A 14,395-nucleotide genomic window follows, 5' to 3' on the forward strand; every position below is an offset into this window, starting at 1 on the left:
CCTTTGGTTTGCTCACCTGTCGCTCCAACGCCTAATCACTTGTTTCCCTTGGCCGGCGGCGCCTTGTAATCGGGCATCCGCACGGCGAATCCGTTCGGGTAGCGCATGTCGACGTATTCGATGTGATACGGCAACCGCGCCAACCTGCTCTTCCAGTAGCCGGCGAAGCGCTCCGCGCGCATCGCCGCGTCATTACGTCCCAGCTCCAGCTGCAACTGGTTGTCCAGCACCACTTTCCACGCCCGCCGCGACGACAGCCACAGCTCTCGCGGCGCCAGGCCCGACGGCTGCAATGCCTGCCGCAGCTGCGTCAGCATCGCCGTCATGTCCTTCTCGGCGCCTGCCGGGCCGTAGAACACCGGCAGCTTCGCGTCGCTGGCGGCGTCGAAGCGCTCGCCGCGGGTGTTGACCAGACCGCTCTCCCCCCAGCGCGCCAGCGCCGCATGCTCCTCCACGGTGATGTCCAGCGCGTCCGGCCAGCGCCGCCTCACCTGCGCGTCTCGCACCCACGGCAGCTTGCCGAAGGCGGCCCGCGTCTTGTCGATGTCCAGCGTGAAGAAGGTGCCGGACAGCTCGTGTTCCGCGATGAACTTCAACTGCTCCGCCGTCACCCGGTTCATGTCGCCCTGAATCCGTATCTTCTTCACCGGGAACACCGGCGCATGCGTCAGCCAGAATCCCCCCGCGTACAGCAACATCAGCGCTGCAGCGCCCAGCATCAGATTGGCCAGGCTCCGGAGCAGCCGATGGTTATCCCACATGCACCGTATCCAATACCTTCAGACACAGGTCTTCGTAACCGATGCCCTCGGCCCGCGCCGCCATCGGCACCAGGCTGTGGCTGGTCATGCCGGGATTGGTGTTGGCCTCCAGCAGATACACGCCGCCGGCCTCGTCCATCAGGAAGTCCACCCGGCCCCAGCCCTGGCAGCCCAATACCTTGAACGCCTTCAGGCACAGTTCGCGCGCCCGGCTCTCCGCGTCGCCGGCCAGGCCGGGGCAACGGTAGACGGTGTCGTCGCGGAAGTACTTGGCGTCGTAGTCGTAGTACTCGGTCGCCGGCTCGATCTTCACCGTCGGGTAGGCGGTCTCGCCTATCACCGCGCAGGTATACTCGCCGCCGCCGATGAACTGCTCGGCGATGACGATGTCGTCGTAGCGGCTCGCCTCCTCGTAAGCCGCCTTCAGGCCGCCCGGCGTCTTGACCTTGCTCACGCCTATGCTGGAGCCTTCGGTCGACGGCTTGACGAAGATGGGCAGGCCCAGCGCCTTCTCGATCGCGTCGAAATCGCTGTCGTCGGTCAGCAGCTCGAACGCCGGTATCGGCAGGCCGGCGCCCTTCCACAGCAGCTTGGTGCGCCACTTGTCCATGCAGACCGCCGACGCCATCACGCCGCAACCGGTATACGGCACGCCCAGCGCCTCCAGCGCGCCCTGCAGCGTGCCGTCCTCGCCGAACGGGCCGTGCAGCACGTTGAACACGCTGTCGAAACCCTCGTCCTTCAGCGCCGACAACGGCTTCTCGGCCGTATCGAACCCGTGGGCGTCCACCCCCTTGGCCAGCAGTGCCGCCAGCACGCCGGCGCCGCTCATCAGCGACACTTCGCGCTCGGCCGAGCTTCCGCCCATCAACACCGCCACCTTGCCGTACTGCTTCATCTGTCTATCCTCTGCATGTCCGCGCCGGCGGCGCGGACGGAATTCTGTCAAACCGCCAGCGCCAACACCTTGGCCGGCACCGCGCCGACCGAGCCGGCGCCCATCGTCACCACCACGTCGCCGTCCCTCGCCGCGTCGACAATGGCCTGCGGCAGATCGGCGATGTCCTCGACGAACAGCGGCTCCACCTTGCCGCCGACGCGCACCGCGCGCGCCAGCGCCCGGCCGTCGGCCGCGACGATGGGCGCCTCGCCGGCGGCGTACACCTCGGACAGCAGCAGCGCGTCTACGCCGGACAGCACCTTGACGAAGTCCTCGAACAGATCGCGGGTTCGGGTGTAGCGGTGCGGCTGGAAGGCCAGCAGCAGCCGGCGGCCCGGGAAGGCGCCGCGCACGGCGGCCAGCGTCGCGGCCATTTCCACCGGGTGGTGGCCGTAGTCGTCGACCAGCGTGAAGCTGCCGCCGTCCTTCGCCTTGACCTCGCCGTAGCGCTGGAAGCGGCGGCCGACGCCGGCGAACTCGGACAGGCCCTTCTGGATGGCCGCTATGCTGGCGCCGCACTCCAGGCCGATGGCGATCGCCGACAGCGCGTTCAGCACGTTGTGGCGGCCCGGCAGGTTCAACACCAGCGGGAAGCGGGTGATGGCGCCGTTCTTCACCACCACGTCGAAATGCATCTGGCCGGCGACGGCGCGGACGTTCTCGGCGTAGATGTCGGCCGAGTCGTCGAGGCCGTAGGTGGTCACCGGCTTGGTGACGCGCTCGCGGATCTCGCGCACATTCGGGTCGTCGACGCACAGCACCGCGCGGCCGTAGAACGGCATCCGCTGCAGGAAGTCGACGAAGGCCTGCTTCAGCTTGTCGAAGCTGTGGTCATAGGTGTCCATGTGGTCGGCGTCGATATTGGTCACCACCGCCATCACCGGACTCAGGTGCAGGAAGGACGCGTCCGACTCGTCGGCCTCGGCCACCAGGAATTCGCCGAGACCCAGCTTGGCGTTGGTGCCGGCGGCGGTCAGCTTGCCGCCGATGACGAAGGTCGGATCGAGGCCGGCCGCGCCCAGCACCGACGCGGTCAGGCTGGTCGTCGTCGTCTTGCCGTGGGTGCCGGCGATGGCGATGCCCTGCTTGAAGCGCATCAGCTCGGCCAGCATCATCGCGCGCGGAATCACCGGGATGCGCTTGTCGCGCGCCGCCAGCACTTCCGGGTTGTCGGCCTTGACCGCGGTCGAGGTCACCACGACGTCGGCGCCCTCGATATAGGTGGCGTCGTGGCCGAAGAACACGCGCACGCCCTCGGCCGCCAGCCGCTTGGTCGTCGCGCCGTCGGCCATGTCGGAACCGGACACGGTGTAGCCGAGGCCGTGCAGCACCTCGGCGATGCCGCACATGCCGACACCACCGACGCCGACGAAATGTATGTGTTTGACCCTGTGTTTCATGTCTGTGTCTCTGCTGGGACGCTCGCTCGGCGCCCTGTCATTCCCCGGCCAGTTGCCGGCACAGCTCGGCCACGCGGCCTGCGGCGCCCGGACGGGCCTGCGCGCGGGCGCGCTCGGCCTTGTCCAGCAACTGTTCCCTGTCCAGCCGCGCCAACAGGCCAGCCAGCCTGTCCGCGCTCAATTCCCGTTGCGGCACGTGCCAGGCCGCGCCTTCCTTCTCCAGCCACTCGGCGTTGTCGCGCTGGTGGCCGGTGGTCGACACCACCAGCGGCACCAGCACGCTGGCCACGCCGGCCGCGCACAATTCGCTGACGGTGATCGCGCCGGCGCGACAGATCACCAGATCGCACTCGGCCAGCCGCTTCGGCATGTCGTCGACGAAGGGCAGCAGCTCCACCGCGTCCGACAGGCCGGCGGCCCGGTAGGCCGCCTCGACCGCGGCGAAATTCGCCTCGCCGGTCTGATGCGTCAGCAGCGGCCGCTTGTCGGCCGGCAGCAGGGCCAGCGCCTGCGGCAGCGTGTCGTTCAATACCCTGGCGCCCAGGCTGCCGCCGACGACCAGCACCTTAAGCGGGCCGCTGCGGCCGGCGAAACGCTCGGCCGGCGGCGCCATGCCCTCGATCTCGCCGCGCACCGGATTGCCGGTGACCAGCGCCTTCGCCGCGCTCGCCGCGTCGCCGTCGAAGCCGCAGGCCAGCTTCTTCGCGAACGGCAGCAGGGCCTTGTTGCTCAGCAGCAGGCTGGCGTCGGCGTTGACCAGCACCAGCGGCTTCCACAGCAGGCCGGCCATCACGCCGCCCGGCAGGCAGACATAGCCGCCCATGCCCAGCACCACGTCCGGACGGTGGCGCAGAATGGACGCCGCGCTGCCGAAAAAGGCGCCGAGCAGCTGCAGCGCGCCCTTGATCGAACCGAGCAGGCCCTTGCCGCGCACGCCGTGGAAATTCAGTCTTTCCAGCGGAATGCCGGTCGGCGGCACCAGCTTGTTCTCCATGCCGCGGCGGGTGCCCAGCCATACCACCTTCCAGCCGCTCTGCTGCAATTCCCTGGCCACGGCGAGGCCGGGGACGATGTGTCCGCCGGTACCTGCCGCCATCACCATGACCGTTCGATTCGCCATTTCTCTCAAACCTTGTACCCGCGCATGATGCGCCGGTTCTCATAATCAACTCGCAGCAGCACCGCCACCGCGATCAAATTCATCAGCATCGCCGAGCCGCCGAAGGACATCAGCGGCAGCGTCAGACCCTTGGTCGGCAGCAGGCCCATGTTCACGCCGATGTTGAAGAACACCTGGATGCCGAGCCAGATGCCTATGCCCTGCGCCACCAGCGCCTGGTAGTAGCGCTCCAGCTTTTTCGACTCGACACCGATGTGGAAGGCGCGACGCACGATCCAGGCGTACAGGCCGATCACCACGCAGATGCCGGCGAAGCCGAACTCCTCGGCGATCACCGCCATGATGAAGTCGGTGTGCGCCTCCGGCAGGTAGAACAATTTCTCGATGCTGCCGCCCAGGCCGACGCCGAACCATTCGCCGCGGCCGATGGCGATCAGCGAGTGGGACAGCTGGTAACCCTTGCCGTACGGGTCGTCCCACGGATCCATGAAGCCCAGCACCCGCTTCAGCCGGTACGGCGACGACACGATCAAGAGCACGATGGCCACCACCGCCATCGCCGCCAGTCCCGAAAAGATGCGCATATTGATGCCGCCGAGGAACAGCAGGCCCATCGCGATGCTCATCACCACCATCAGCGCGCCGAAGTCCGGCTCGCGCAGCAAGAGGAAGGCCACGACCACCATCGCCGCGAACATCGGCAGGAAGCCCTCCTTGATGCTGTGCAGCAGATGGCTCTTGCGCACCGTGTAGTCGGCGGCGTACAGCACGGTGGCGAACTTCATCACCTCCGACGGCTGCAGGTTCAACACGAACAGATTGATCCAGCGGCGCGAGCCGTTGACCACCTTGCCGATGCCGGGTATCAACACCAGCACCAGCATCACCAAGCCGATCAGGAAGATCTTTCCCGAGTACTTCTGCCAGAAGCCGGTCGGAATCTGGAAGGCCGCGTAGGCCGCCGACAGCCCGATCACCATGAACACGATGTGGCGTATCAGGTAGAAGTAGCGGTTCTGCGTCGCCGCATCCGCCTCCGCGTACGCGATGGACGCCGAATACACCATCACCAGGCTGATGGACAGCAGCAGCGCCAGCGCCCAGGCCAGCGCCTCGTCCAGCGGGGTGATCGCCGTGTAGCGGCGTGCCGGATTGCCGTTCATGCCCGCTCCGCCTTCACCGCCGCGACGGTGTCTACGAATACCTGGGCCCGGTGCGCGTAGTTCCGGAACATGTCCAGGCTGGCGCAGGCCGGCGACAGCAGCACCACGTCGCCGGAACGGGCCAGCGCCGCCGCGCGGCGGGTCGCGTCCTCCAGCGTGTCGCAGCGCTCCAGCGCCAGGCCGCTGCCGTCCAGCGCCGCCGCGATCTTGTCGGCGTCGCGGCCTATCAGCAGCACTGCGCGGGCGATGCGCCGGCAGGCCGGCTCAAGCGGCGCGAAGTCCTGACCCTTGCCGTCGCCGCCGGCGATCAGCACCACCGGCCGGGTCATGCCGTTCAGCGCGGCCTCGGTCGCGCCGACATTGGTGCCCTTGGAATCGTCTATGAACGCGACACCGTCGAATTCGTCTACCAGCTCGACGCGGTGCGCCAGGCCGCGGAAAGTCTTCAATCCATCCAGCAACGGCGCCAGCGGCAGGCCTATGCCCTGGCACAGGCCCAGCGCGGCCAGCGCGTTGGCGGCATTGTGCAGGCCCTGCAGCTGCATGTCGGCGCAGTCGAACACTTTTTCGCCGTCCACCTTCAGCCAGTAGCCGCCGTCGCGCGCCAGCGCGTAGTCTGCGGCGCCCTCGAGCGAGAACCACCGCTGCGCATGGTCCGGCCGCGCCATCGCCCGCACCAGCGCGTCGTCGCGGTTCAGCACCTGCACGCCACGGCCGTTGAACACCCGGGTCTTGGTGTGGGCGTAGTCCAGCAGATCGGCGTAGCGGTCGAGGTGGTCCTCGGAAATGTTCAGCACGGTGGCGGCGTCGGCCTCCAGCGAGTAGGTCGACTCCAGCTGGAAGCTGGACAGCTCCAGCACCCAGACATCGGGCCGCTTGCCGCTTTGCTCCCTTTCCCGCTGCGCGTCCAGCACCGCCAGGCCGATATTGCCGGCGACGACGGTGTCCAGGCCGGCGGACTCGCACAGATGGCCGACCAGGCTGGTGACGGTGCTCTTGCCGTTGGAGCCGGTGATGGCGATCACCTTGCTGCCGTCGTTCCGGATCGCGCGCGCCAGGATCTCGATGTCGCCGACGACCTCGCCGCCCGCGCGGCGGAAGGCGGCGACGGCCGGGTTGGCCAGCGGCACGCCGGGGCTGAGCACCAGCAGCTCGGCGCCGGCGAAGGTCGCGTCGTCGAAGTCGCCGGCGATCACCTCGGTGCCCGGCAGGTGACGCTCCAGCTCGGCCAGCCGCTCGGCGGACGGCCTGGCGTCGGCGACGCGCACGCGCGCGCCGTGGGCGGCCAGGTAGCGCGCGGCCGCCAGGCCGGAGCCTCCCAGCCCCACCACCGTCACATGTCGATTGGCGTAATCCATTTATTCCGTCCTCAGCGCAGCTTCAGCGTCGACAGGCCGATCAGCACCAGCATCATGGTGACGATCCAGAAACGCACGACCACCTGGGTCTCCTTCCAGCCCTTCAATTCAAAATGGTGATGCAGCGGCGCCATCCGGAACACGCGCTTGCCGGTCAGCTTGAAAGAGCCGACCTGTATCATCACCGACAGCGCCTCCATCACGAATAGGCCGCCCATGAAGAACAGCACGATCTCCTGACGGACGATCACCGCCACGGTGCCGAGCGCGGCGCCCAGCGCCAGCGCGCCGACGTCGCCCATGAAGACCTGGGCCGGATAGGCGTTGAACCACAGGAAACCGAGACAGGCGCCGCACATCGCCGCGCAGAACACCACCACCTCGTGGGCGCCGGGAATGAAGGGCAGGCCCAGATACTTGGAGAACACCGCGTGGCCGGCGACATAGGCGAAGATGGACAGGCCGGCCGACACCAGCACCGTCGGCAGCGCCGCCAGGCCGTCCAGGCCGTCGGTCAGGTTGACGGCGTTCGACGTGCCGACGATGACCAGATAGGTCAGCACGCAGAAGCCGACCGCGCCCAGCGGATAGGCGACAGTCTTGACGAAAGGCACGATCAGCTCGGTCGACGCCGGCAGCTTGGCGGTGACGATCAGGAACACGCCGGCGCCGATCGCGATCGCCGACTGCCAGGCCATCTTGAACTTGGCGGACACGCCTTTCGGGTCCTTGTACACGACCTTGCGCCAGTCGTCGTAGAAGCCCAGCGCACCGGTGCCCAGCATCACCGCCAGCAGCAACCAGACGTATTTGTTGGACAGGTCGGCCCACAGCAGCGTGGTCAGCGTGATCGCCAGCAGGATCAGCGAGCCGCCCATGGTCGGCGTGCCGGCCTTGACCAGGTGGGTCTGCGGACCGTCGTTGCGCACCGCCTGGCCGACCTTCAGCTCGGTCAGCTTGCGGATCACCCACGGCCCCAGCAGCAGCGAGATCGCCAACGCGGTCAGCGCCGCCATCACCGCGCGCAGCGTGGTGTAATTGAAGACATTGAAGGCCCGGATATGCGAACCCAACAGATCAGCCAGCCAAAGCAGCACCTTAAACTCCCTCTTTCTTTGCTTGCATCAGGTACTCCACTATCCGGGGCATGCCCATGAAACGCGAACCCTTGACCATCACGGAGCCGCCTGCCTGCAGATGAGCGTCGAGATAGGCGTACAACGCCTCTATCGATTCGAAAAACCGGCCGTCCTCGCCAAACGCCGCCACGGTGTGCCGCGTCAAGTCGCCCAGCCCCAGCAGACGATCGATCCCCCGGCTGAGGGCATACGCTCCCACCTCGGCGTGCAAGGCCGCCGCGGTCTCCCCGAGTTCGCCGAGGTCTCCCAGCACCAGGTAGCGTGGTGCCGGCAGCCGGGACAACACATCGATCCCCGCCTTGGTCGAATCGGGATTGGCGTTGTAGCTGTCGTCAAAAACGGTGATGCCGCGCGCGCTCTGCAGGCAGTGCGAACGCCCCTTGACGCCGGTAAAAGTCGCCAGTCCGCGGGCGATGGCGGCCAGCGGCACCTCCAGTGCCAGCGCCAGGCTGCTCGCAGCCAGGGCATTGCTCACATTGTGAGCGCCCGGCACCGGCAACTCGATGGCCTGCTCGCCCGCCGGCGTGCGCAGGATGAAACGGCTGCTCAAGGCATCCAGCACCACCTCGGCGGCGTCCACCTGCGCCTGCCCTTTCAAGCCGAAGCTCAATTGGCGGCGCTGGCCTGCCGCGGCGCGGAACAAGCCCTGGTACTCATCGTCGGCATTGATCACGGCCACGCCGTCGTCGCTCAGGCCCTCGAAGATTTCAGCCTTGGCCCGCGCCACCTCCGCCGTGGAGCCGAAATGCCCCAAGTGCGCGCGCATCACATTGTTGACCAACACCACCTGTGGCCTGGCCAGCGCCGTGATATAGCTCAGCTCGCCGAAGTGGTTCATGCCCATCTCGATCACCGCGTAGCGGTGCTGCGGCCGCAGTTGCAGCAGCGTCAGCGGCAGGCCGATGTCGTTGTTGAAATTGCCGGCGGTGGCCAGCACCGCGTCGTCGCCGGCATGGGCGCGCAGGATGGCCGCCAGCATTTCCTTGACCGTGGTCTTGCCGTTGGAACCGGTGACGCCGACGCGGACGGCCGGCTGCGTTTCGCGCCAGCCGGCGGCCAGGCGGCCCAGCGCCAGCCGGGTGTCGTCGCCCGCCTGGATCAGGCTGGCCCCGGCCAGCTCGAAACCGTCGCGCACCAGCGCGGCGGCGCCCTTGGCCGTCACTTCGGCGACGAAATCATGGGCGTCGAAACGCTCGCCCTTCAGCGCGACGAACAGATCGCCCGGCTGCGCCTGGCGGCTGTCGGTGATCACGCGCGACACTTCGCCGTCGGCGCCGACGAGGCGGCCGTCGGCGAGACGGGCGGCTTGGCTCAGCGTCATCATCATGGCCGCCTCCCCCATGCCGTCAGCGCTTCCTCGGCGACGCGGAAGTCCGAGAACGGCCGCTTGACGCCGGCGATGTCCTGGTACTCCTCGTGGCCCTTGCCGGCCACCAGCACCACATCGCCCACCTTGGCCTGGCCCACCGCCCAGTGGATGGCGGCCTCGCGGTCGGCCTCGACATGGGCGCGCGCGGCGTCCATGCCGGCCAGCACGTCGCGGATGATGGCCTGCGGGTCCTCGCTGCGCGGGTTGTCGCTGGTCAGCACCGCCACGTCGGCGTATTTCTCGGCGACGCCGCCCATCATCGGGCGCTTGCCCGGATCGCGGTCGCCGCCGCAGCCGAACACGCAGAACAGCCGGCCGCCGGTCGGGCGGATGTCGGACAAGGTCGCCAGCGCCTTCTCCAGCGCGTCCGGCGTGTGGGCGTAATCGATCACCACCAGCGGTTCGTGGGTGCCGCCTACGCTCTGCATGCGGCCGCGCGCCGGCTGGATGCGCGCCATCACCGCGGCGGCCTCCTGCAGGCCGACGCCGTTGACGCAGAGCGTGGCCAGACAGGCCAGCAGATTGGCGGCGTTGAAACGGCCGACCAGGCCGGTGCGCACGTCGACCGTGCCCCACGGCGTCGTCACCGTCAGCTGCAGGCCTTCCAGCGTCGCCGCCAGCGCCAGCGGGCGCACATCGCCCTGCTCCAGGCCGTAGGTGACCACGCGGGTCAGCTTGGGGTCGATCTCGGCGGCCAGCTGGCGGCCGAAGGCGTCGTCGGCGTTGATCACCGCGTGCTTCAGGCCTTCCCAGAAGAACAGCTTCTTCTTCGACTCGCCGTAGGCCTCCATCGAGCCGTGGTAGTCCAGGTGGTCGCGGGTCAGATTGGTGAACACCGCGGTGGCGAACTCGACGCCGTTGACGCGGAACTGGTCCAGGCCGTGGCTGGACACCTCCATCGTCACCACGTGCGCGCCCTGGCGGCGGTATTCGGCCAGCTTCTGCTGCACCGTCACCGGATCCGGCGTGGTGTGGGTGGTTTCGGTCAGCTGGCCGTAGAAGCCGTTGCCTACGGTGCCGATCAGCGCCGCCTTCTGGCCCAGCAAGGAGAAGGCCTGCGCCAGCCAGTGCGAGATCGAGGTCTTGCCGTTGGTGCCGGTGATGCCGACCACGGTCAGGTCGCGCGACGGCTGGCCCAGCACATGGGCGGCGACGATGCCGGCGCGCTCGCGCAGATTGGGCACCGCCAGATTCGGAACCTGCCACTCGGCTTGCCAGGCGAAGCCGTCGGCGTCGTCCCACAGCACGGCGGCCGCGCCCTTTTCCAGCGCGGCCGGAATGAAATCGCGGCCGTCGGCGTATTCGCCGCGGCAGGCGAGGAACACATCGCCCGGCAGCACGCGGCGGCTGTCGGCCTCCACCCTTTTGATCGGGAGGCCCAGCTGTTGCAACAAGGCCGGATCCCAGTCCGGCAACGCAGTCAAACGGCTTTTCATGATCTTAGAAATCCACCGGAACCGGGGTCGATTCCGGCAATAAAGTGTTGTTGGATGGCTCATCCGGCGCGACGTTCAATATGCGCAGCGCGCCGCCCGCCACCTGCGAGAACACCGGGGCCGACACGGCGCCGCCGTAATACTTGCCCGCCGTCGGCTCGTCTATCATCACTGCCACGATCACCTTGGGCGCGTGGCCCGGCGCGAAGCCCATGAACAGCGCGCGGTGCTTGTTGGCCACATAGGTGCGGCCCTCCAGCTTGCGCGCGGTGCCGCTCTTGCCGCCTATGCTGTAGCCGATGATGCGGCCGCCGACGGCGCCGCCGCCCGGCTGGCTGTTGGCGATCAGCAGATCGCGCATCTCGTGCGCGGTCTTCTCGTTGAGCACGCGCTTGCCCGGCATCGGGTTCGCCGTCTTGTACAGCGAGATCGGCAGCATCACGCCGTCGTTGGCGAAGATGGTGTAGGCGCGCGCCATCTGGATCAGGCTGACCGACAGGCCGTAGCCGAAGGACATCGTCGCCTGCTCGATCGGACGCCACTTGTGCCAGTCGCGCAGCCGGCCGCTGGCCTCGCCGGGGAAGCCGGTGTTGGGCGCGCGGCCGAAGCCCAGCGCGTCGTAATGCTTCCAGGCGTCTTCCGGCGTGTTCATCAAGGCCAGCTTGCTGGTGCCGACGTTGGACGATTTCTGGATGATGCCCAGGATGTCCAGGCTGGACTGCGGCGACACGTCGCGTATCGTCGCCGGCCCTATCATATAACTGTGGGTGTCCAGCACCGTATTGACCCTGGCCTTGCCGTGCTCCAGCGCCAGCGAGATCGACAGCGGCTTCATCGTCGAACCGGGCTCGAACAGGTCGATCACGCCGCGGTTGCGCATCATCTCCGGCGTCACGCCGACGCGGTTGTTCGGGTTGAACGACGGGTAGTTGGCCAGCGCCAGCAATTCGCCGGTCTTGGCGTCCAGCACCACCACGCTGCCGGCCTTGGCCTTGTTGGTCTCCACCGCGGCCTTGATCTCGCGGTAGGCCAGGTACTGGATGCGGTGGTCCACCGCCAGCGCCAGCTTCTGGCCGTCGCGCGGCGGCTCGATCGCGGCGACGTCCTCGATGATGTGGCCGCGCCTGTCCTTCAACACCACGCGGCGGCCGTCCTTGCCGGCCAGCATCTTCTCGCGCGCCAGTTCCACGCCCTCCTGGCCCTTGCCGTCGACACCGGTGAAACCGATGATGTGCGACACGATCTCGCCGGCCGGGTAGAAGCGGCGGTATTCCTGCTGCTTGGCGATGCCGGGTATGCCGAGCGCCATCACCTTGTCGGCCTGTTCCGGGCTGATCTGGCGCTTGATATAGACGAATTCCTTCTTGCGGTCGGACAGTTTGGACGACAGCTCTTCCGGCGACAGGTCCAGCAGGCCGGCCAGCTCGCGCAATTTGGCCGGCGGCACCGGTTCCATGTCGGCCGGGCTCGCCCAGATGGTCTGCACCGGCGAGCTGATCGCCAGCGGCTCGCCGTTGCGGTCGGTGATCACGCCGCGGTTGGCCTCCAGCGTCAGCGTGCGGCGAAAGCGCGCCTCGCCCTGGTTCTGCAGGAAGTCCTGCTGCACCACCTGCAGATAGACCGCGCGGCCTATCAGCGCCAGGAACAGCAACGCCAGCATCAGCAGCACGCAGCGCACGCGCGTGCTGGTCATCCGCAGCGCCGGACTGGCCGGAACGGGACGGGTGCGTACGCTGTAACTGGAACCGGCGCGCATCAGAGCGGTCCTCCCGGTCCTATCACCTGGATCTGTCGCGGATCCGGCGTGTGCATGCCGAGGCGGGTCGACGCGGCTTTCTCAATCACCGCGTGCGCGCCCCAGGTGCTCTGCTCCAGCTGCAGCTGGCCGAACTCGACCTCCAGCTGCTGGCCCGACTTGGTTTCCTTCTGCAAGTCGCTATAGAGCTTGCGCGACACGTGCGTGGACGTCACCACCGACCAGGCGGAGAACACGGCCATCATCAGCAGCATCGCGTTGAGCTTGTTCATGCGTCGCCCTCCCGCCACGGCGCGGCCGTGCGCTCGGCGACGCGCATGATGGCGCTGCGGGCGCGCGGGTTTTCGCGCACTTCCTCGTCGCCGGCGCGGATCGCCTTGCCGACCAGCGCGATCGGCGGCTTGGCCATGTCGGCCGCGCGCACCATCGCCCAGGCCGGCAGCTTCTCCTCGCTGCTGACGTCGCGCAGGTATTGCTTGACGATGCGGTCCTCCAGCGAGTGGAAGCTGATCACCGCCAGCCGCCCGCCTTCGTTCAAGAGGCGCGCCGCCTGCGGCAGCACCGCCGTCAGCTCGTCCAGCTCGCGGTTCACAAAGATGCGGATCGCCTGGAAAGTGCGCGTGGCCGGGTCCTGGCCCGGTTCGCGAGTACGGACGTTTTGCCCAACGAGCACAGCGAGCTCGCGGGTGGTCGTGATGGGGCTTTCGTCCCGTTGCGCAACAATGGCTGCTGCGATCTTGCGAGCAAACCGCTCTTCACCATAAGTCTTGATGACCTCTCTGATATCGGCCTCGTCGGCCGTTGCCAACCACTCGGCGGCCGTCATGCCGCGGGTGGTATCCATGCGCATGTCCAGCGGCGCGTCGAAACGGAAGCTGAAACCGCGGCTGCCGTCGTCTATCTGCGGCGACGACACGCCCAGATCCATCAGCACGCCGTCGACGCCGGCCACGCCGAGGCGGGCCAGTTCGGACGACAGCGTCTCGAAACCGTTGTGCACGATGCCGAAGCGGGCATCTTCAGCGGCCAGCCGCTCGGCGACGGCGATGGCCTGCGGATCCTTGTCGAAGGCGATCAGCCGGCCGCCGGGGCCCAGCTTGCTCAGGATCAGCCGGCTGTGGCCTCCGCGCCCGAAGGTGCAGTCGACGTAGACGCCATCGGGGCGGATGGCCAGCGCGTCGACCGCTTCGGTCAGCAGTACCGTGCGATGCACGAAGGTGGGGGTGCTCACAGCGTGAAATCTCCAAGGTGTTGCGCCAGGTCGGCCTGGTCGATCGCCAGCGCGTCGGCGGTCTGGCTGTCCCATTCCTCGGCATTCCACAGTTCGAAGCGGTTGCCCATGCCTACCAGGGCAACGTCCTTGTCCAACGCGGTCAGCTCGCGCAGGCGGGCCGGCAGCAGCACGCGGCCGGCGGAGTCCATCTCCAGCGTCTCGGCATGGCCGAGCACCAGTCGTTGATAGCGTTTCAGGGTGGGATTGCCGGTGGGAAGGGCCAGCAGACGGGCCTCGACCGGGCGCCAATTGGGTTCGGGATACAGCAGCAGGTGGTCCTGGGATTCGAGGGTGACGATCAGCTTGTGGCCGAAAGCGGACAGCAGCGTCTCGCGGTGCTTGGCCGGAATAGCCAAGCGCCCCTTGCTATCGAGAGACAAGATGCTGACGCCACCAATCATGATTTGAACCCGCTGACCGAGAAAACGGAGCCGTCGCTCCGGGGGGCAGTTACCCCACTTTCACCCACTTTACCCCACTTTTCGCCACTATAAGAAAGAACCGCCCCACGGTCAACATCGGAATTCCCTAATTCGCCTTTTGCGACAATGACTTACGGACAGGCATAAAAATGGAATCCCTGACAAATCAGCAACTTAAAATCATCGGTGAAAGTGGGACATGAATATTGGACTGGGCGGCAGCGGCGGCAAGGCGGCAATCATTAGCGCTGGAACTGT

Annotated in this window: 13 protein-coding genes; all 13 read right to left on the reverse strand. The window is 67.3% G+C overall.

The features are described 5' to 3' along the window. Positions 1–35 precede the first annotated feature (35 nt). The 13 genes from WNM05_RS21975 to mraZ are packed head-to-tail and all read right to left on the reverse strand — an operon-like array spanning position 36 to position 14,116. Positions 36–761, reverse strand: a complete 726-nt coding sequence (locus WNM05_RS21975; protein WP_434631099.1) for a cell division protein FtsQ/DivIB — start codon at positions 759–761, stop codon at positions 36–38. Beyond that, entirely contained in the window at positions 751–1,659 is a 909-nt protein-coding gene (locus WNM05_RS21980) for a D-alanine--D-alanine ligase (RefSeq protein ID WP_434631101.1), read from the reverse strand. The genes WNM05_RS21975 and WNM05_RS21980 overlap by 11 nt, the downstream gene beginning before the upstream one ends. Positions 1,660–1,706: 47 nt before the next feature. After that, a complete protein-coding gene (murC, locus tag WNM05_RS21985) occupies positions 1,707–3,101 on the reverse strand; it encodes a UDP-N-acetylmuramate--L-alanine ligase (RefSeq protein WP_434631103.1) in 1,395 nt (464 codons plus the stop codon). 37 nt (positions 3,102–3,138) lie between these two features. Further along, on the reverse strand, positions 3,139–4,221 hold the full coding sequence (gene murG, locus WNM05_RS21990; protein ID WP_434631105.1) for an undecaprenyldiphospho-muramoylpentapeptide beta-N-acetylglucosaminyltransferase: 1,083 nt from the start codon (positions 4,219–4,221) through the stop codon (positions 3,139–3,141). A gap of 5 nt (positions 4,222–4,226) precedes the next feature. Further along, the gene (ftsW, locus tag WNM05_RS21995; protein ID WP_434631107.1) at positions 4,227–5,384 is read right to left on the reverse strand and encodes a putative lipid II flippase FtsW; all 1,158 of its coding nucleotides are present in this window, start codon (positions 5,382–5,384) and stop codon (positions 4,227–4,229) included. Next, entirely contained in the window at positions 5,381–6,742 is a 1,362-nt protein-coding gene (gene murD / locus WNM05_RS22000; protein ID WP_434631110.1) for a UDP-N-acetylmuramoyl-L-alanine--D-glutamate ligase, read from the reverse strand. Before murD ends, ftsW begins: the two co-directional genes overlap by 4 nt. Positions 6,743–6,753: 11 nt before the next feature. Then, a complete protein-coding gene (gene mraY / locus WNM05_RS22005; RefSeq protein ID WP_434631112.1) occupies positions 6,754–7,839 on the reverse strand; it encodes a phospho-N-acetylmuramoyl-pentapeptide-transferase in 1,086 nt (361 codons plus the stop codon). Between the two features lies 1 nt (position 7,840). Next, positions 7,841–9,208 (reverse strand): UDP-N-acetylmuramoyl-tripeptide--D-alanyl-D-alanine ligase, encoded by a 1,368-nt coding sequence (locus WNM05_RS22010; RefSeq protein WP_434631115.1) that lies wholly within the window; start codon positions 9,206–9,208, stop codon positions 7,841–7,843. After that, positions 9,205–10,686 (reverse strand): UDP-N-acetylmuramoyl-L-alanyl-D-glutamate--2,6-diaminopimelate ligase, encoded by a 1,482-nt coding sequence (locus WNM05_RS22015; RefSeq protein WP_434631118.1) that lies wholly within the window; start codon positions 10,684–10,686, stop codon positions 9,205–9,207. The genes WNM05_RS22010 and WNM05_RS22015 overlap by 4 nt, the downstream gene beginning before the upstream one ends. Positions 10,687–10,690: 4 nt before the next feature. Next, positions 10,691–12,442 carry a peptidoglycan D,D-transpeptidase FtsI family protein gene (locus WNM05_RS22020; RefSeq protein WP_434631121.1) on the reverse strand — a complete coding sequence of 584 codons (1,752 nt, stop codon included), beginning with the start codon at positions 12,440–12,442 and terminating at the stop codon, positions 10,691–10,693. Next, positions 12,442–12,714 carry a cell division protein FtsL gene (gene ftsL / locus WNM05_RS22025; protein WP_434631124.1) on the reverse strand — a complete coding sequence of 91 codons (273 nt, stop codon included), beginning with the start codon at positions 12,712–12,714 and terminating at the stop codon, positions 12,442–12,444. Before ftsL ends, WNM05_RS22020 begins: the two co-directional genes overlap by 1 nt. Then, positions 12,711–13,673, reverse strand: a complete 963-nt coding sequence (gene rsmH, locus WNM05_RS22030; RefSeq protein WP_434631126.1) for a 16S rRNA (cytosine(1402)-N(4))-methyltransferase RsmH — start codon at positions 13,671–13,673, stop codon at positions 12,711–12,713. The genes ftsL and rsmH overlap by 4 nt, the downstream gene beginning before the upstream one ends. Next, a complete protein-coding gene (gene mraZ / locus WNM05_RS22035) occupies positions 13,670–14,116 on the reverse strand; it encodes a division/cell wall cluster transcriptional repressor MraZ (RefSeq protein WP_043571751.1) in 447 nt (148 codons plus the stop codon). The genes rsmH and mraZ overlap by 4 nt, the downstream gene beginning before the upstream one ends. Positions 14,117–14,395 lie beyond the last annotated feature (279 nt).

It is taken from the genome of Chromobacterium sp. CV08 (assembly GCF_051129845.1).
Lineage (GTDB): Bacteria > Pseudomonadota > Gammaproteobacteria > Burkholderiales > Chromobacteriaceae > Chromobacterium.

Bases quoted from the DNA above. Each gene is read 5' to 3' on its own strand.
- WNM05_RS21975 (WP_434631099.1), bottom strand. From the start codon at position 761: ATGTGGGATAACCATCGGCTGCTCCGGAGCCTGGCCAATCTGATGCTG.
- WNM05_RS21980 (WP_434631101.1), bottom strand. From the start codon at position 1,659: ATGAAGCAGTACGGCAAGGTGGCGGTGTTGATGGGCGGAAGCTCGGCC.
- murC (WP_434631103.1), bottom strand. From the start codon at position 3,101: ATGAAACACAGGGTCAAACACATACATTTCGTCGGCGTCGGTGGTGTC.
- murG (WP_434631105.1), bottom strand. From the start codon at position 4,221: ATGGCGAATCGAACGGTCATGGTGATGGCGGCAGGTACCGGCGGACAC.
- ftsW (WP_434631107.1), bottom strand. From the start codon at position 5,384: ATGAACGGCAATCCGGCACGCCGCTACACGGCGATCACCCCGCTGGAC.
- murD (WP_434631110.1), bottom strand. From the start codon at position 6,742: ATGGATTACGCCAATCGACATGTGACGGTGGTGGGGCTGGGAGGCTCC.
- WNM05_RS22010 (WP_434631115.1), bottom strand. From the start codon at position 9,208: ATGATGATGACGCTGAGCCAAGCCGCCCGTCTCGCCGACGGCCGCCTC.
- WNM05_RS22015 (WP_434631118.1), bottom strand. From the start codon at position 10,686: ATGAAAAGCCGTTTGACTGCGTTGCCGGACTGGGATCCGGCCTTGTTG.
- WNM05_RS22020 (WP_434631121.1), bottom strand. From the start codon at position 12,442: ATGCGCGCCGGTTCCAGTTACAGCGTACGCACCCGTCCCGTTCCGGCC.
- ftsL (WP_434631124.1), bottom strand. From the start codon at position 12,714: ATGAACAAGCTCAACGCGATGCTGCTGATGATGGCCGTGTTCTCCGCC.
- mraZ (WP_043571751.1), bottom strand. From the start codon at position 14,116: ATGATTGGTGGCGTCAGCATCTTGTCTCTCGATAGCAAGGGGCGCTTG.